Source organism: Roseibium sp. HPY-6 (assembly GCF_040530035.1).
Taxonomy (GTDB): domain Bacteria; phylum Pseudomonadota; class Alphaproteobacteria; order Rhizobiales; family Stappiaceae; genus Roseibium.
In genome coordinates this window covers 888,124-905,086 of the sequence record NZ_JBEWCD010000001.1, presented here as the reverse complement: position 1 = coordinate 905,086, position 16,963 = coordinate 888,124, and the positions used below count along the sequence as shown (strand labels likewise).

The window sequence follows — 16,963 nt, the reverse complement described above, 5'->3', positions numbered from 1 at the left end:
TGCAAAAGTGTGCGTGATTCAAATTCTGACTTGGTATTCTTACTACTTTATACTCGATTCATTTGAATAAAATTTTATCTTTCAAAGTAATAATATTTTCATTTTGAGATTTTTTCTATGATTATTATTTTCTAAATTAATTAGAATTTATTTTTTACTGCATAATATCTCTGCAGGTCATTATAAAAACAGTGTTTTATTCCGTGGCGACGTTGCGGGATGAAGTAATTTTTTGACCGTGGGCAATGAAATGCAGGGAAAACGGTTATGAATCAAATCCAGTTTGCCGACAAGCATGGGGCTAAGAACGTACCGGTTGTCGAGTTCTCACGTCTGCCGGACGTTACTCTCTATGAAGGTGATAGGGCTGATACCGCCCGCGTGGAAACACACACGGGTGCTGCCTGGCGCAAAGCGGTGGATGTCCTCGCGTCGCACTATCCCGATCGGCAACCCTCTCACATTGCCCTTGCCGTATTTGCGGCCTATGTCGCGCGCGTGAGCGAGAACAGTCATGCCGTTTTCGCGTTTCACGATGCGACGCTTTCCAGTGTGGCGCGTGATTTCGTCGTTTTCGAACATGGTCTGGCGAAAGACGAAAGCTTCACAAACGTCGTTGAAAAAGTCGCGCGTGCCGGACTTGCATTTGTGAGCGGCAACGCGGCCGGCGTCTTTTGTCCGACGCAGTGCGACGTTCCGCTGGCGGTGACAACCGGTCCGCGCCCGCAAGCAGAATCCGGCGCAGAAATCCAGCTTCATTGTGATGCCGACGGCGACATCGTCTGGACGCATCCCGGCTATGTCAGCTCAGAGGCAATTGATCTGATCGGCGAACGCATGACGGCGCTCGCGCAGGGTATTGCTGCAGATCCTGAAAGTGCCCTTGTGCATCAGCCGCTCATGTCGGCGCGTGAGCGCAAACTGGTTGTTGAGGACTGGAACGCGACCGACCGCAACTACGGCTATGGCGGTGGGCTTGTCGCGATGATGGAGACGTGCGCCGAGGCGACGCCGGATCATCCTGCACTGATTTATATGGATGAAACGCTGAGCTTTGCCGAATTCAATGCCCGCGTGAACCGTCTTGCACGCGTTCTGATGAACAAGGGCGTCGGCAAGGACAAGTTTGTTGCGCTTGTCATGGAACGCAGCCTTGAAATGGTGATCGGTCTCTGGGCAACGCTCAAGGCCGGCGGTGCCTACGTGCCACTCAACACAGATGATCCTTCTGCACGCATCTCTGAGATCATCGAAGACTGCGCACCGGTGGCGATCCTCACGCAAGAAAATATCCGCGAGCGTATCGAGACTGACGTCAGCGAAGTCATCGTGCTTCCGGCTGGCGGCGAAGTCGATGGAGACATCGACCCCGGCAATCCGGAGGTCGAGATTGGCCCGAACGATCTTGCCTACATGATCTATACGTCCGGTTCGACAGGCAAGCCGAAGGGCGTAGTTGTCGAACACGAGGCCATCCACAATCGTGTTGTCTGGATGCACGAGGAATATGGTCTCGAGCCTGAGGACCGGGTCCTTCAAAAGACGCCATACACCTTCGATGTGTCGGTGTGGGAGTTCCTCTGGTCTTTCTCGGTCGGCTCGACGCTTGTGGTCGCCGAGCCAGGCGGTCATGTTGCCATCAGCTACCTTTACGGCCTTATCCGGCGGGCAGGGGTCACGCACCTTCACTTTGTACCGTCGGTCATGCGCCTTTTCCTGCTGGCCCCGTCGCTGGACCAGCTTCCGATCAAGAAGCTGTTCTGTTCCGGTGAAGCGCTCGGCTTCGACCTCGTCCAGGCGTTTTACGACAAGGCGAGCGACTTTGCCGAAGTCCATAACCTCTACGGGCCGACCGAAGCGGCCGTCGATGTCAGCTATTTCGCGTGCCCGCGGAACCCTGAAGACAAGAGCATCCCGATCGGCAAGCCTGTGACCAACACCGGTCTTTACGTGCTTGACGAATATGACCAGCCGGTTCCCGTCGGCGTTCCGGGCGAGTTGCATATCGGCGGTGTTCAGCTGGCGCGCGGATACTGGAACCGTGAGGACCTGACATCAGAGCGTTTTGTTCCTTGTCCGGTCGACGATGCCCCGCATCGGAGGCTATACCGCACCGGTGACCTCGCGTATTTCCGCCCCGATGGCGAGATCATGTATCTCGGGCGCAATGATTTTCAGGTGAAGATCAATGGCGTTCGTATGGAGCTCGGTGAAATCGAAGCTGCCATCCGCACCGATCAAGGCGTCAAGGACGTGGTTGTCGTTGCCGAAGAGAACCAAGGCAACAAGATCCTGATAGCCTATGTCGTTGCCGATGCAGCGGACGAGGCCAAGGCGGACGCAATCAAGGATGCGGTTGCGGCCCAGTGCCCGGTTTTCTATGTACCACAGGAAATTCGCTTTCTTGCTGATATGCCCCTGACGGTGTCAGGCAAGATCAACCGCAAGGTTCTGAGCGAACAGCAGCGGCTCTAATCTCAGCATCTGTATGAACGAAGCCGCCCTTCATAGTCTTGTGAAGGGCGGCTTCTGTTTGAGACCCTGTCAGAATGCGGGCAGTGCGGCTATCCACGATGCGTTTGATGCGTCGAAGTTCACTTGATTGAAATTCTTTGCGTCGATTTGCGTAAAATTCAGTTTCTTGGAATAGAATCTAAGCGTTTTTGAGGATTTATTTGTTCATTTTCTGTATTCTTTTGATTACGCTAGGACGTTTTTTGGAGCAATCTAAGGTTACTTTGCCCGGTTCTGTGGGTCTTGCATAAAGAGCACGTTGAGATTGAGACAGCATGTCTCAATTTTGCAATTTGTCGTTAAGAATTTCTCCCGTAGTGTTATCGTAATAATTCGCAAGTGAAGTGTAAATATCTGTAGAACAGCTTATTAATACTTTTGTACTACCTTAAGGGCATAGCGCTTGTTTGTGCGCTGCACACTCTTAGGGGGACTTCAAACGATGTCTACTTTGCGGAATGCTCTTGTATCTACGCTGGCTGCGTCTCTTATGATGTCGTTCGGCCCGGCGTTTGCTGAAGATGGTGTTACAGATTCCAAAGTCCTGTTTGGTCAGGCGGCGGCTCTTGAGGGCCCGGCTGCGGCTCTGGGTACTGGAATGAAACTCGGTATTGAAGCCGCTTTTGCGGAAGCCAATGCTGCAGGTGGTGTACACGGTCGTATGATCGAACTTATCAGCATGGATGACGGCTACGAGCCGGATCGCTCCATCGCCGCGGTCAACACGCTTATCAACGACAACAAGGTATTCGGTCTGATCGGTCCGGTCGGTACGCCGACGTCGAAAGCGACCCAGCCGATCGCAACTGCTGCAAAGGTTCCGTTTGTCGGTCCGTTCACAGGTGCGGGCTTCCTGCGCGATCCGGCGCACGGCAACATCGTCAATGTTCGCGCGACTTATGCTGCTGAAACAGAAGCCTGGATCGAGCACCTGCACGGTGCGCTTGGTCTCGACAAGATCGCTATCCTTTATCAGGACGACGGTTTTGGACGTGTTGGTCTGGCGGGCGTTCAAGCTGCAATGGAAAAGCGTGGCCTTGATCTGGTTGCCGAAGGCACCTACCAGCGCAACACGACTGCTGTTAAGTCGGCGCTTCTTGAAATCCGCAAGGCAAAGCCGCAAGCGGTGGTCATGGTTGGTGCATACAAGCCGATCGCGGAATTCATCAAACTGGCCAAGAAGGTCAAGATGGATGCTGAGTTCGTCAACATTTCCTTCGTTGGCTCCAAGGCACTTTCTGCTGAGCTTGGCGAAGCCGGCGAAGGCGTGATCATCTCCCAGGTTGTTCCGTTCCCGTGGGATACGACTGTTCCGCTCGTGAAGGAATACCAGGCTGCCCTAAAGGCAAAGGATCCTTCCGCTGAGCCGGGCTTCGTGACCCTTGAAGGTTATGTGGTTGGCCGTCTTGCTGTGATGGGTCTGGAAAAGGCCGGCAAGGACGTTACCCGCGAGAACTTCCTGAACGCTTTCTGGAACACCGGTGCGTTCGACATGGGCGGTGTCTCCCTGAACTTTGGTCAGGACGACAACCAGGGCATGAACGATGTGTTCCTGACGACCATTCAAAAAGACGGCGGCTTCTCGCCGATCGACAAGCCCGCAAGCTGATTAGAAGTCTTTCGCTGGCCCGGGCTGCCGGGCCAGCGAATATCATATTGCATCTGGTGTCAGATGACTGGGCAGACGTTGGTATTTAGGGGACTGTCGGGGACATGGCTGGGTACGGCAAAATCTTATCAGGTTTATTTCAGAAGAATTCGTTCTTTCATCTGAGAACCCGAGGAAAACTGTTTTCCGCATTTGCGGGTTTGGTCCTATTGACCGCGACAGCGATCGGTATCGGGCTTTTTTCTTTCCAAAGGGTCGAAAGCAGCTTTTCCGAGCTCTCCGAAAAACGACTGCCGTCAATCGAAAATGCGGCTCAATTGGCGCTTACAAGCACCGAGGTTGCTACAGCTGCGGCCGCAGTTGCCAACAGCGTGACGCTTCAGTCCCAGGAAGTGTCCTTCCTTGCGCTTCAAAAGTCGGTTTCCGTCATTGAGGAAATCGAATCCAAGTTCATTCCCTCCGATTCAAATCGCGAAATCGTCGAGGAACTCTTTTCCCAAAGCGAAACGTTCCAGGAGCGTCTTGGGGTCCTCGATCAGGCAACCAAGGAAAAAATCGCGGCCAGCGAAGCCAAAGACGCGCGCATGGCTGCGCTCTTCGAGGCCTATGACGGGGTAAACAGCGCGATCACGCCAATCGTTGACGACGCTTATTTCACGGTTGTTCTTGGCGGTGAAGACGCAGCGGCACAGAGCAAGGAACTCGTCGACAACCTGGCCAATACTGAAATGGCCAAGCTGAGGCTTTATCTGGAGCTCCGCGCTGAAACCAACCTTCTGGTCGGGCTTGCCGAAACCGTCGCCTTTGTCGATGACGAGGCGCTTCTGACCCTGTTCGAAGACAAGATCATTGCGACAGAGAAGAAGATTGCTGACTACCGCCAGGAATTGAGCGCGCTTGAACTGGACAGTGGTGCCGAAGCTGAGTTCGACCAGCTGAAGGAACTGGTCCAAAGAACGCTGGCGAAGAGCAGCTCAAACAGCATCACACCGCGCCAGCAGAAAGAGACGCTCAAGGAAGCGATCGGCCTGCAAAAGGCAATCGACGATGCGCTCGTCATGCAAATTGACGATCAACTCTTCACGCTGACAATCGATACGGAAGAGGCGGTCACCGAAAACTCCGAGATCATTTCAGATCTCTTGAACAATCAGGTCGGCCAGCTGAAAAGCACGCTTGAAGCACAGGCGTTTGCCAACAAATTTGTCGCGACGCTGGTCCAGGGCGGCCTGACCCAGGATCCGGCACTTCTTGTGCCGCTTCAGGAGAAAATCACGGCAGATGCAAAGCATATGCGTGATGGCCTGGACGGACTGGGTTCCGATGACATCAAGGCGCAGCTGGAGCAATTGCTGGCCTATGGCGACCCGAAGAATGGTCTTTTGAGTGATCATCTGGAGGAGCTGAAAAGCACTCAGAAATCAAATGAGCAAGTAACTGAAATGTTCAGTGCGGTCGAACGCATCGGTCAGTCCGTTGCCTCTTTGATTGAGCTGGAACTGGCAGCGGTGGATCAGGCGACGACCCAGATCAACAGGCTGTTCGAAAACGGATCCATGGCGCTGATCGTCATCGGCATTGCGAGCCTTGTCATTGCCGGTGCAATCGGCTTCTTCGTTGTCGATCGCGGTCTGGTCAAACCGCTTCTTGGTCTCGTTACCATCACGCGTGATCTTGCGGATGGCCAACTGGATGTCCACGTCGCGGGAACCGAGCGCGACGACGAGATTGGGGACCTTGCCAAGGCAATGGAGGTCTTCAAGGAAAATGCGGTCGAACGCCAGAATCTGGAAGCGGTCAGCCGGGAAGAGCAAAATGCGCAGCTGGAGCGGCAGGGCCGCGTCGACAGCATGATCAGCGAATTCCGGGACGAAATCGAATCCGTGCTTGGCGGTGTCAGCGCGAACATGGATCAGATGCAGTCGACTGCTCAGGTTTTGAGCCAGCTTTCCAGCGAAACCGCGGCGCAGGCCTCGGAAGCCGAAGGCAGCTCGACAACTGCCTCCGACAATGTGGGTTCCGTAGCTGCTGCGACGGAACAGCTTGCCGGATCGATCGCAGAAATCGGCCAGCAGGTCGCTCGCGCAACCGAGATCGTTGCAAACGCATCGGGAAGCGCGCGCATGACGACCGAGAAGGTTTCCGAACTTGCAGATTCGGCCAATAAGATCGGTGAGGTCGTGACACTGATCCGTGCAATTGCTGAACAAACGAACCTGCTTGCACTGAACGCCACCATCGAGGCGGCACGTGCCGGCGAGGCCGGCAAGGGCTTTGCCGTCGTGGCGGCGGAAGTGAAGGAACTGGCGACCCAGACGTCGAAGGCCACCGAGGAAATCGCAACGCAAATCGAAGCGATCCAGGCCTCCACCAGCGAATCTGTCGTCGCGATCCAGGAAATCCGCGACACGATGGAGCAGGCCGATGAGACAACGTCGGCGATTGCAGCGGCTGTCGAAGAACAGGATGCATCGACCGCGATGATTTCCCGGAACATCCGCGACGCTGCAGAAGGTACTCAAGGTGCCGCCGACAATATCTCCGGCGTGATGAATGCCGTGGCCGAAGCGGCACAATCGGCAGGGCAAGTCGAAACGGCATCCGATGAAGTTGCTGAGCAGGCGCGTCATCTGAAGCTTGTCGTCGATGAGTTTCTGGCAAAGGTTGCGGCGGCCTAACCGCCGCCCGGACCATTCTCCGGAAACGGATAATCCATAGACTGGAGAAAAGCGGCGTTATCGCCGCTTTTTTCGTCTCACACCGCAAAATGCACGCCTGACCGCCCCGGCAGGAAGAGGCAATTGAATTCTTTGCGCTGCATTGATATGTTATCGATAACAAAACACAGATTACAGGAGATCCCATGTCCTTTGTCCAGGAAACTCGAACGCTGACCCACAAGGGAGCGCTGGCCATCCTGACCGCCGCTGTTACCCAGGCAGAGCAGATGGGGCAACCTCAGTGCATTGTCATTGTCGATGCAAATGGGGAGGTTCTTGCGGAGATCCGAATGACCGGAGCCAAGTTCCTCAGCCGTAAGAGTGCCCTTGCCAAGGCTTTGACGGCCGCCTCGATCGGCAACGAGACCACTTCGGTGCCGGAAGGCGTGCGGACGGCAATCGGACTTGCCACAGATGGAAAAGTAACGGGACTGCCGGGCGGCCTCCCCATTCGCCTTGAAGGGACGCTTCTCGGCGGAATTGGCGTCGGCTCTGGATCCGGTGACCAGGACATTCAGGTAGCGAGGGCAGGTTTGGCAGCGATTGGTGCCTGAAGAAGGCGCTCGCCTGCAGGGCCGACCAGCTGCGCAGTGGTTCACGCTGGTAAACGGCGGACGGAGCCAAGTCCGTCCGCCTTGTTGTTTTCGGCTCAAGCGAATGCGATCTGCGCCTTGACGGCCTGACTGCGATCGCCTGCGATTTCGAATGCTGCCACGGCGTCCTGAAGCGGCAGTGTCTGGGTAATGAAGGGCTTCACGTCTATAAGCCCCTTCTGCATCAGACTGACGGCGCTGAAGAACTCTTCGTGAAAGCGGAAAGACCCTTTGAGTTCCAGTTCCTTGGCAGTGATCGCCATCATCGGCAGGCTCATGTCGCCGCCAAGGCCCAGCTGGACGATCGTGCCTCCAGGACGCATGGCACTGATGCCTGCAGTGAGTGCAGGAGCTGCCCCCGAACATTCGAAGAGTATGTCGAATGTGCCTTTGTCGGGCATGAACCGGTCGAGGCCCTGCGGGTCCTCGGCCATGTTAAGTGTGAGATCCGCACCTGCCGTCTTCGCCATCTGGAGCGTGAAGGGGCTCAAATCGGTGGCGACGATCAAATCGGCTCCAGCCCGCCTTGCCGCCAGAATACACAGGATGCCGATTGGACCGCATCCGGTGACGAGCACCGATTTTCCGATCATCTCGCCGGCCTGACGTGCGGCATGCAAACAAACAGACAAAGGCTCCGCCATGGCCGCTTCTCCGCTGCTCAGACCGTCGGCTGGTGCACATTGAGCTGCATCGGCCACGAGAACCTGCCGGAACGCGCCCTGGATATGCGGAAACGGCATGGCGCTGCCGTAGAACCGCATATTGAGGCATTGATTGTGCCGCCCCTCATTGCAGAACCGGCAGTTTCCGCAGGGCCGGGACGGGGAGACAGCAACAAGCTGACCGACCGAGAGCCCGGAGACGCCATCACCGAGTGCGGTGATATGTCCGGAGACCTCGTGGCCGAGGATCATCGGTTCTTTCAGACGCACCGGCCCGAAGCCGCCGTGATTGAAATAGTGAAGGTCCGAGCCGCAAATGCCGCCCGTTGCCAGCTTGATCTGAACCTCGCCCGGTCCGGGGCTGGCCGCATCCTGTTCTTCAATTCGCAGGTCTTTGGCTGCGTGGATAACGATGGATTTCATGGTCGCCTCACAAAACAGGTGTCGGCAGGTCCTGACCTGCAAAATGTGCCGTCAGATTGTCGCGTACAAGTTTTCCCATGGCTTTGCGCGTCTCGAATGTGCCCGAAGCGTGATGAGGCTGCACGAGCACATTGTCGAGTTCAAGAAAACGTGGATTGAGTGCAGGTTCGCCTTCAAAAACATCCAGCGCGGCCGAGCCGAGTTGTTTGCTTTCAAGGGCATCCAGCAGGGCCGCTTCATCAATGTTCGATGCGCGGCTGATGTTGATGATCATGCCTTCCGGGCCGACGGCCTCAATGACCTCCTGATTGACGATGTGCCGCGTTTCCGCAGACGCAGCGAGTGTGACAAACAGGAAGTCGGATTGCCGCGCAAGTTCAACGGGATTGGCCACGAATGTCCAGTCAGGCGCATAGTCCTTGGCCGAAACATCAGAATAAGCGATTTGCAGATCGAACCCGGCAAGGCGTTTGGCAACTTCGAAGCCGATCCGGCCAAGACCCAGAACACCTGCAGTCTTGCCCCAGACCCTGCTCTTGAGCGGATAGAGGCCCTTTTCCTGCCAACTGCCGTCGCGAACCCAGGCTTCAGCGCCAATCATTCCGCGCGATTGCACTAACATCATCGCAACACCAAGATCCGCGACATCATTGGTCAAAACGTCCGGTGTGTTGGTCACGCGGATGCCACGCTCTCGGCAGGCCGCAAGGTCGACAGCGTCGAATCCGACGCCGTAAACGGAGATGATTTCCAGGTTAGGGCACGCTTCGATCATGGTCCGGTTTGCGCCGAGTTCGCCGCGTGTTGCAATGCCTTTGATCTTGTCACCGACCGAATTGAGAAAGCCGGACGGGTCGGACGCCTCGAAGTACTTGTGCATGGAAAAGGCTTCTTCCAGGGGAATCTGGTCCCAGTCGGGATAGGGACCGACTTGCAAAATGTCTGGCTTGGTCATTTTAGGCTCTCTCGGGTTGACAAGTTATGTTATCGATAACATAACAAGAGCAAGTGTCAATTGTTTCTGTAGAAGGAATTCATATGAGCCTCGCGTTGTTCGACCTGTCCGGAAAGCGGGCATTGATTACCGGTTCGTCCCAGGGAATCGGATTTGCACTTGCGCGCGGCCTGGCGCAGGCCGGTGCGGAGGTCGTTTTGAACGGCCGTGACGGCGCAAAACTGGGCTCTGCCGCACAAACACTGAAGTCTGAGGGTTTTACCGTTTACGAGCTCGCCTTCGATGTGACCGATCATGCGGCTGCGCGTAACGCAATTGACGGGTTTGAAGCTGAAACAGGCGCAATCGACATTCTGGTGAACAATGCCGGGATGCAGCACCGGACCCCGCTTGAGGATTTCCCGGCAGATGCTTTCGAACGCCTTTTGCAAACCAATATTTCGTCCGTGTTTCACGTCGGGCAGGCCGCTGCGCGGCACATGATCAAACGCGGAAGCGGCAAGATTGTGAATATCTGTTCCGTCCAGACCGCGCTCGCAAGACCCGGTATCGCGCCCTATACGATGACCAAGGGGGCCGTGGCCAACCTTACGAAGGGGATGGCGACCGATTGGGCCAAATACGGTCTTCAGTGCAATGGCCTGGCGCCAGGGTACTTTGACACGCCGCTGAATGCCGCTCTTGTCAACGACCCGGAATTCAGCACGTGGCTGGAAAAACGCACGCCGGCGGGGCGCTGGGGCAAGGTCGAGGAACTTGTGGGAACCTGCATTTTCCTCTCCTCCGACGCGTCGTCCTTCGTCAACGGAACCACGGTCTTTGTTGACGGTGGCATTTCGGTGTCGCTGTGACCTCGGCTTTTGTGATCATGGGTGTGTCGGGGTGCGGCAAGAGCCAGATCGGACAGGCTTTCTCCAAGGCTGTCGGAGCTCGTTTCTTCGATGGCGACGATCTTCATCCGGCTGAAAACATTGCCAAAATGAGCCGCGGTGAACCCCTGAACGACGAGGATCGCATGCCTTGGCTCGGAAAAGTCGGCGCGCAACTCGCCGGTTCGGACGAACCTGTTGTGATCGCCTGTTCCGCTCTCAAACGGGTCTATCGCGAACGGATCGTAGAGACGGCAGCGAGGCCTGTGACCTTCCTTTATCTGGAAGGCACACGTGAAGTGCTCAGCGAGCGCATGAAGCATCGCAATGGCCACTTCATGCCGGTCGCGCTTCTCGACAGTCAGCTTGCAACACTGGAGCCACCAGGGCCCGACGAACAGACCGTCAAGGCATCGATCGATCAGACACCCGACGAAGTTGTTGCCGAACTTCTCAGGGGACTTCAAAGGAAACAGCAATGAGTGAGAATGTTGCCCTGATCGGGGCAGGCGCCATGGGCGGTGCGATCGGTACCCGTCTCGTCGAGACCGGCAATCGCCTTTGTGTCTTCGATTTGGACCAGGAAAAAGTTGGCAAACTGGTCGCAAAGGGGGCCGTTGCGGCGTCTTCAGCCGCAGATGCGGCCAGCCAGTCTGACTACGTCATCACCAGTCTCAATTCGCCCAAAATCGTTGAAATAGCCGTCTTTGGTGCCGATGGTGTCGCTGCAGGTGCCAAAAACGGCACGCTTGTGATCGACATGTCGTCTATCGACCCCGAGGCGACGAAGGCCCTGGCGCACAAGGCCTCCGATGCCGGGCTGCGCTGGGTCGACAGTCCGCTGTCCGGCGGCGCTCCCAAGGCACTGATCGGTGAATTGACCCTAATGGCAGGCGGAACGGCTGAGGACGTCGCGGATGCGCATAACGTTCTCAAACACGTCAGCTCGAATTACACGCATATGGGGCCCTCGGGCGCAGGACAGACGACCAAGCTGATCAACCAGGTCCTTTGCGGTCTTGGGTTTCTGGCGGTTGCCGAGGCGACCCAGCTCGCGCTCGATGCCGGCGTTGACGCTGCAAAAATCCCGATGGCGCTCAAAGGCGGGCGGGCAGACAGTGCGCTGCTTCAGGAATACATGCCGCGATACGTGGAGCGTGACTACCGGAGAACCGGGCGCATCGACAACATGGTCAAGGACCTCAACGGTGCGCTGGACCTCGCGCGGCTCAGCAACACAGCCATGCCTCTGACATCGCTGTGCGCAGAAGTGCACAGAATGCTGACCGCTGCCGGATTAGGTGGTGAAGACGAGGCGGCGCTCATGGAATTTTTCAAAGGTCCCGACAAGGAGCAGTTCAAATGATCACCCGTTTTGCTTTGTTCGAAGGCAGCGTCAAATCCGGAAAGACATCCGATTTTCGTGCAGCCGTAACTGACCGCCTTGTCCCCTTGTGGAAACAGTTTCCCGGCAACAGCGATGTCCGCGTCATGTTCGGAGAAGAGCGGGACGAAGGCGCACCGGAATTCCCGCTGATCCTGGCAATCACATATCCCGACAAGGAAACGATGGCAGGCGCACTGGAAAGCGACGCGCGGAACCAGTCACGGGTCGTTACGGGTGAAATCGTTTCGGAATTCTTTGACGGGCGGATCCATCACCATGTGACCGAAGCGAACGAGTACACCGGGGGATCGTGAGGCGGCGACCATGTTCGACAGGTTGAAACCTGTGTCTCTTTTCCACCGGGCCCGCGGCTGCAATTGCAGCGGCGGGCCCATTTTGCATAGTTTTAGGCGAAAAGATTCGGGCGGAGGATAAATGCAACGCGCTGTGACCATGAAAGATGTTGCGCAACAGGCGGGCGTATCGGTCATGACCGTCAGCCGCGCGTTCAAACAGCATGCTTCCGTCGGAGAGGAAACGAGAAAGCGCATCCTCAAGATCGCCGAGGATCTGGGATATGTATTCGACAGCAATGCCGCAACGTTCCGCTCTCAACGAACCGGTTTCGTCGCGGTTGCGATTCCGTCGATCAACAATGCCAATTTCGCAGACACGGTCGGTGCCTTGTCGGAAGTCCTCAAGGATGCGGATTTGCAGGTGCTGCTTGGTTACAGCAACTATGACATTCACGAAGAAGAAGGCATCGTCGAACAGTTTCTGAAACGCAGACCCGAGGCCATCGTGCTCACAGGCGGGCGTCATACGGAACGGACACGCCGGCTACTGGATCGCGCCAATATTCCGGTGATCGAAACCTGGGACCTGCCGGAAAAACCTATTGATCATGTTGTCGGGTTTTCGAATGCGGCAACCATGCACGATCTGGTGCGCCATCTGGTGTCGAGCGGGAGAACGCGCATTGCCTTTATCGGGGGCGATACTGACGGGGACACACGCGGCGCAGACCGGCGGCGCGGCTTCATTCGCGCGATGGAAGACCAGGGCCTCTCTTCAGAACGGCTGATCGGCGCAGGGGCGCCGCCCATCTCGATGCGGGAAGGGGCGGATGCCATGGCGCGCCTTCTTGAGATTTATCCGGATACACAGGCCGTCATCTGTGTCTCTGACCTGTCGGCGTTCGGAGCGCTGACCGAGTGCGCCCGCAAAGGTGTCAAGGTTCCGGAAGATATCGCCGTTGCGGGGTTTGGCGCTTATGACATCTCCTCGATTTGCGTGCCGACGCTGACGACAATCGACCCTCAGCCGCTCGAAATCGGTGAGAAAACCGGACAGTTGATCGTCCAGCTGCTGCGCAGCGGCGAAACCGTCAGCCAGGCCAGGATCGGGATCACACCGCAGCTGAGTATCGGTGAATCGAGCAGCTGACACCCTTTGAGCGCCGGGCTTAGACCGTTTCGCCTCTGACCAGCCTGAAGCCGACATCACTGACATCTTGCGCATTGTCGCCGGATATCTTGAGCAGCAGGTTTTCCGCAGCAAGCTGGCCAATGCGCAGGTGATTGACCTGCACCGTCGTCAACCGGTAAGGCAGGACCGAGGCTATCGGCAGCTCGCCCCAGCCGGCAATGCCAATATCGCCTGGAATGCTGATTTTCTGAGCCTCGCAAAACTGAACTGCACCGACAGCCATGTTGTCATTTTGAAAGAATATGACTTCGACGCTCGGATCTGAGGACAGCAGCTGTTCCGTACCATAGAAACCGGGATAAAACCCTGGAATATCGTTCAGGCAAAGCTGCTTGCTGAGTTTTCCGCCACCGTCTTCAATAGCTTTGGCGTATCCGTTGAGTCGTGAGGTCGCCGCGTTGGCAGCATCGTGGGATGTTCCGACATAGCCGAACCGCTTGTAGCCCTTCGACAACAGGAACCTGCCCATGTCGTAGCCGCTGTCAAAGTGGTTCAGACCGACACTCATATCGATCGGGCTGGAGTTCAGGTCCCAGATTTCAACGAGCGGAATATTGGAGCTTTCGAGCAACTGAACGGCGCGAGGCGTGTGGGCGCGGCCCGTCAGAATCAGCCCTGCCGGCTTCCATGACAAAACAGTTTCAATCCAGGCCTCTTCTTCGGCAAGTGCGTGCTGCGTCATGCCCAGAACGGTCTGGTGATTGAAGCTCACCAGCTTGCGGTCGATGCCCTCCAGAACATGCGTGAAGACCTCGTTGCCAAGGTCTGGAATGCTGACCCCGACAAACGTGGTGCGTTTGTCGCCGGCGAACACCGTCGCGATCCGGTTCGGAAGGTATCCCAGACGTTCGACTTCGGCCATCACCTTGACGCGCGTCTTTTCCGAGTAACCGCCTTCCTCGCGCAGCACCCTGCTGGCGGTCATTTTAGAGACACCAGCTGCCTTTGCGACCTCCAAGAGGCTTATCTTGTTGTTTTTAATAGATATTTTAAGCCTCTTCAAATTTAACGTTATCGATAACTTTTTTAGTTGACTTCGATATGTGACACGAGGATGATAGTCCTACGTTACCGGTAACTCAACTCCGTCGATACACGAAATCGGAAAGTTGGGACGGGTGACGACCGGGAGGAAAATAGTGCCAGGCAGTTTGAAAAACCGTCTCTTCTTCGACGGCATCCAGAAACATTTCGGCGGGACTTATGCCGTCCGTGACGTGTCCTTGTCGATCGACAGAGGCGAGATCGTCGCTCTTCTGGGTGAGAACGGTGCCGGTAAATCTACTCTCATAAAAATTCTGGGCGGCATTCATAAACCGGATGCTGGTCGCGTGCTCATCAACGGCGAACCTTACGAGCATCGTCCAGGTGGGTTCGGGCAGCGCCAGGCGGTTGCATTCATCCACCAGGATCTCGGCATGATCGAGTGGATGACCGTTGCCGAGAACATGGCGCTGGCCCTTGGGTTCTCAAAGAAGTTCGGTCTCATCAAGTGGCAGGACGCGGATGCGTTTGCCGCAGAAGCGCTCGCCAAGGTCGGCTGCGACTTCAGCCCGACGACGCGGGTGCAGGATCTATCCAGAACTGAAAAGTCGCTTGTGGCAATTGCACGTGCCCTCGCAGTCGATTGCGACTTTCTCGTGCTTGACGAGCCGACCGCGTCGCTTCCGACTGACGAGGTGGCACGTTTGTTCGAAGCGTTGCGTCCCTTGCGTGAGCGCGGCGTCGGCATGATCTACGTTTCCCACCGGCTTGACGAGATCTTCCAGATTGCAGACCGGGTCGCGGTCTTGCGCGACGGGGAGCTGGTCGGTGTCCGATCAATCCAGCATACAACGACCGAAGAGCTCGTGCACATGATCGTTGGCCGCAAAACGCGCCAGGTCAGCAAGTTGAACGAGGCGCCGGGAGAACCGGTTCTAACGGTCAAGGACCTTGAAACGCGTTCTGCCGGACCGGTTGATTTCACGCTCCACAGGAATGAGCTGGTCGGGCTGGTCGGGCTGCGCGGCGCCGGTCACGAGGAAATCGCTCGAGCACTTTATGGCCTTGCGGATCACAGCGGTACAATCGATCTAGCCGGCATTGGTGCTCCGGATCTGCGCTCACCCAAGACCGCTCTCGATTCTGGCGTCGGGCTTGTCGCCCGCGACCGTACGGAAGAATCCGTCGCCATGCCGCTGACGATCCGGGAGAATACGTTTCTCAATCCGGAAGCAACGGGCAGGGGACTGTTTTCGATCCTGTCGCCGCGCGAAGAGACAAAGATGGCGGAAGAGATCGGCCGGGAGGTCGCGCTTAGTCCGAATGACCAGACCATGGCGATCGAAGCGTTGTCCGGCGGCAACCAGCAGAAAGTTGTCATTGCCCGCTGGCTCGCAACCAAGCGCAAGCTACTCATCTGCGAAGATCCGACTGCCGGTGTCGATGTCGGCGCCAAGGCGGAAATTTATGCACTTTTGAACAAGGCACTCCTGGAGGGCGTCGGCATCTTGCTTGTGTCGACCGACTTTGAGGAGGTCGCGACGATCTGCCATCGGGCGATCGTCTTCAGCCAGGGAAAAATCGTCGGCGAATTGGCTGGAACTAAATTGTCGACTGAAAACCTGATCCAGGCCGCGTCGGCCAGCAACGTCGCTGCCGCTTGAGGACCAACTAATGCAGTCACTTGAATCCAATGCACTGGAACCCACCAAATCGGAAATCGAAGGCCTGTCGATACGCGGCAAGCTGTTACGGTTTCTTCCGGTCTACGGTCTGGTGATCCTGACAGTATTGTTGATCCTTCTTTTCTCGGTTCTGTTGCCGAAGACCTTTCCGACGCTATTGAACCTGCGCGCCATCGTTTCCGACAAGGCCATTATCGCATTGCTTTCCCTTGGTGCGATGATCCCCATGGCTGCAGGGCGGATCGACCTGACGGTCGGCTACGGCATCGTGCTCTGGCACATTCTGGCAATCAGTCTTCAGACTATTTTCGGCATTCCCTGGCCGATCGCTGTGATGATCGTGCTGATGCTTGGGGCGATGACCGGCTTTTTCAACGGGCTTCTCGTGGAAGTCGCCAAGATCGACAGTTTCATCGCAACGCTCGGAACAGGCACGGTGCTTTACGCAATCGCTCTGTGGCATTCCGGCGGCCGTCAGGTGGTTGGTGTTCTGCCCGACGGATTTTACTCTTTGAGCACGACGTTTGTCTTCGGTCTTCCGATTACCGGTTACTACCTGATCGCGATCACCGTCTGCATGTGGCTCATTCTCGAATATACACCGGTCGGCCGCTATCTTTATGCCATTGGTGCGAACCAGCGTGCCGCGCAGCTCAACGGTATTCCGACGCGCAAATACGTCATCGGTGCCTTCATGGCATCAGGGACCATGACCGCGCTCGCCGGTGTCCTGCTGGCATCCAAGCTCAGGATCGGCCAGGCGAGTGTGGGGCTTGAGTTTCTGCTTCCGGCACTGGTCGGCGCGTTTCTCGGCTCGACAACCATCAAGCCCGGTCGGGTCAACGTTTGGGGCACCATCGTTGGTGTCGCCATCCTGGCCGTCGGCATCTCCGGCATTCAGCAATTCGGCGGCTCTTTCTGGGTCGAACCCCTCTTCAACGGCGTCACGCTGCTGATCGCGATCGGTATCGCAGGTTATGCGCAGCGCCGTAAAGGCGCAGCGAAAAAGTAGGATTTTTGCAAAGGGAGGATACTATGCAAAAACGTTCATTTCTGAAACTCATTCTGGCC

The 16,963-nt window shown here is 56.4% G+C and carries 14 protein-coding genes; 11 read left to right on the top strand and 3 right to left on the bottom strand.

Annotated elements, in window-relative coordinates; genetic code table 11:
• Nucleotides 1–267 precede the first annotated feature (267 nt).
• The 4 genes from ABVF61_RS04310 to ABVF61_RS04295 all read left to right on the top strand — a co-directional run bounded on the left by ABVF61_RS04310 (nucleotide 268) and on the right by ABVF61_RS04295 (nucleotide 7,397).
• On the top strand, nucleotides 268–2,475 hold the full coding sequence (locus tag ABVF61_RS04310; RefSeq protein WP_353992296.1) for a non-ribosomal peptide synthetase: 2,208 nt from the start codon (nucleotides 268–270) through the stop codon (nucleotides 2,473–2,475).
• A gap of 481 nt (nucleotides 2,476–2,956) precedes the next feature.
• Complete coding sequence (locus tag ABVF61_RS04305) at nucleotides 2,957–4,123, top strand: ABC transporter substrate-binding protein (RefSeq protein WP_353992295.1); 1,167 nt, start codon at nucleotides 2,957–2,959, stop codon at nucleotides 4,121–4,123.
• A 209-nt stretch (nucleotides 4,124–4,332) separates the two neighbouring features.
• Nucleotides 4,333–6,801: a methyl-accepting chemotaxis protein gene (locus ABVF61_RS04300; protein ID WP_353992294.1), complete on the top strand. Its 2,469-nt coding sequence runs from the start codon at nucleotides 4,333–4,335 to the stop codon at nucleotides 6,799–6,801.
• A gap of 185 nt (nucleotides 6,802–6,986) precedes the next feature.
• A complete protein-coding gene (locus ABVF61_RS04295; RefSeq protein WP_353992293.1) occupies nucleotides 6,987–7,397 on the top strand; it encodes a GlcG/HbpS family heme-binding protein in 411 nt (136 codons plus the stop codon).
• A gap of 95 nt (nucleotides 7,398–7,492) precedes the next feature.
• Here the strand turns inward: ABVF61_RS04295 and ABVF61_RS04290 are convergent, their stop codons facing one another.
• Both ABVF61_RS04290 and ABVF61_RS04285 read right to left on the bottom strand, forming a co-directional pair.
• Nucleotides 7,493–8,524: an L-idonate 5-dehydrogenase gene (locus tag ABVF61_RS04290; protein WP_353992292.1), complete on the bottom strand. Its 1,032-nt coding sequence runs from the start codon at nucleotides 8,522–8,524 to the stop codon at nucleotides 7,493–7,495.
• Nucleotides 8,525–8,531: 7 nt separating this feature from the next.
• On the bottom strand, nucleotides 8,532–9,479 hold the full coding sequence (locus tag ABVF61_RS04285; RefSeq protein ID WP_353992291.1) for a 2-hydroxyacid dehydrogenase: 948 nt from the start codon (nucleotides 9,477–9,479) through the stop codon (nucleotides 8,532–8,534).
• Between the two features lie 83 nt (nucleotides 9,480–9,562).
• On the opposite strand from ABVF61_RS04285, the gene ABVF61_RS04280 reads away from it, so the two are divergent.
• From ABVF61_RS04280 to ABVF61_RS04260, 5 genes are all read left to right on the top strand, one after another.
• Nucleotides 9,563–10,330 carry an SDR family oxidoreductase gene (locus ABVF61_RS04280; RefSeq protein ID WP_353992290.1) on the top strand — a complete coding sequence of 256 codons (768 nt, stop codon included), beginning with the start codon at nucleotides 9,563–9,565 and terminating at the stop codon, nucleotides 10,328–10,330.
• Nucleotides 10,331–10,347: 17 nt separating this feature from the next.
• Nucleotides 10,348–10,830, top strand: a complete 483-nt coding sequence (locus tag ABVF61_RS04275; RefSeq protein WP_353993663.1) for a gluconokinase — start codon at nucleotides 10,348–10,350, stop codon at nucleotides 10,828–10,830.
• Nucleotides 10,827–11,714: an NAD(P)-dependent oxidoreductase gene (locus ABVF61_RS04270; RefSeq protein WP_353992289.1), complete on the top strand. Its 888-nt coding sequence runs from the start codon at nucleotides 10,827–10,829 to the stop codon at nucleotides 11,712–11,714. Before ABVF61_RS04275 ends, ABVF61_RS04270 begins: the two co-directional genes overlap by 4 nt.
• Nucleotides 11,711–12,049: a hypothetical protein gene (locus tag ABVF61_RS04265; protein WP_353992288.1), complete on the top strand. Its 339-nt coding sequence runs from the start codon at nucleotides 11,711–11,713 to the stop codon at nucleotides 12,047–12,049. Before ABVF61_RS04270 ends, ABVF61_RS04265 begins: the two co-directional genes overlap by 4 nt.
• A 121-nt stretch (nucleotides 12,050–12,170) precedes the next feature.
• Nucleotides 12,171–13,181: a LacI family DNA-binding transcriptional regulator gene (locus ABVF61_RS04260; protein WP_353992287.1), complete on the top strand. Its 1,011-nt coding sequence runs from the start codon at nucleotides 12,171–12,173 to the stop codon at nucleotides 13,179–13,181.
• 19 nt (nucleotides 13,182–13,200) lie between these two features.
• Here ABVF61_RS04260 and ABVF61_RS04255 read toward each other — a convergent pair whose 3' ends face one another.
• Nucleotides 13,201–14,181 carry a LacI family DNA-binding transcriptional regulator gene (locus ABVF61_RS04255; protein ID WP_353992286.1) on the bottom strand — a complete coding sequence of 327 codons (981 nt, stop codon included), beginning with the start codon at nucleotides 14,179–14,181 and terminating at the stop codon, nucleotides 13,201–13,203.
• A 181-nt stretch (nucleotides 14,182–14,362) separates the two neighbouring features.
• Here ABVF61_RS04255 and ABVF61_RS04250 point away from each other — a divergent pair, with 181 nt between their 5' ends.
• Complete coding sequence (locus ABVF61_RS04250) at nucleotides 14,363–15,871, top strand: sugar ABC transporter ATP-binding protein (protein WP_502949929.1); 1,509 nt, start codon at nucleotides 14,363–14,365, stop codon at nucleotides 15,869–15,871.
• A gap of 10 nt (nucleotides 15,872–15,881) precedes the next feature.
• On the top strand, nucleotides 15,882–16,904 hold the full coding sequence (locus tag ABVF61_RS04245) for an ABC transporter permease (protein WP_299473927.1): 1,023 nt from the start codon (nucleotides 15,882–15,884) through the stop codon (nucleotides 16,902–16,904).
• Nucleotides 16,905–16,963 lie beyond the last annotated feature (59 nt).

Excerpts from the sequence above, each read along its gene's own strand:
- ABVF61_RS04305 (WP_353992295.1), top strand. The coding sequence starts at position 2,957 with ATGTCTACTTTGCGGAATGCTCTTGTATCTACGCTGGCTGCGTCTCTT.
- ABVF61_RS04265 (WP_353992288.1), top strand. The coding sequence starts at position 11,711 with ATGATCACCCGTTTTGCTTTGTTCGAAGGCAGCGTCAAATCCGGAAAG.
- ABVF61_RS04280 (WP_353992290.1), top strand. The coding sequence starts at position 9,563 with ATGAGCCTCGCGTTGTTCGACCTGTCCGGAAAGCGGGCATTGATTACC.
- ABVF61_RS04285 (WP_353992291.1), bottom strand. The coding sequence starts at position 9,479 with ATGACCAAGCCAGACATTTTGCAAGTCGGTCCCTATCCCGACTGGGAC.
- ABVF61_RS04295 (WP_353992293.1), top strand. The coding sequence starts at position 6,987 with ATGTCCTTTGTCCAGGAAACTCGAACGCTGACCCACAAGGGAGCGCTG.
- ABVF61_RS04310 (WP_353992296.1), top strand. The coding sequence starts at position 268 with ATGAATCAAATCCAGTTTGCCGACAAGCATGGGGCTAAGAACGTACCG.
- ABVF61_RS04245 (WP_299473927.1), top strand. The coding sequence starts at position 15,882 with ATGCAGTCACTTGAATCCAATGCACTGGAACCCACCAAATCGGAAATC.
- ABVF61_RS04260 (WP_353992287.1), top strand. The coding sequence starts at position 12,171 with ATGCAACGCGCTGTGACCATGAAAGATGTTGCGCAACAGGCGGGCGTA.
- ABVF61_RS04275 (WP_353993663.1), top strand. The coding sequence starts at position 10,348 with ATGGGTGTGTCGGGGTGCGGCAAGAGCCAGATCGGACAGGCTTTCTCC.
- ABVF61_RS04290 (WP_353992292.1), bottom strand. The coding sequence starts at position 8,524 with ATGAAATCCATCGTTATCCACGCAGCCAAAGACCTGCGAATTGAAGAA.
- ABVF61_RS04270 (WP_353992289.1), top strand. The coding sequence starts at position 10,827 with ATGAGTGAGAATGTTGCCCTGATCGGGGCAGGCGCCATGGGCGGTGCG.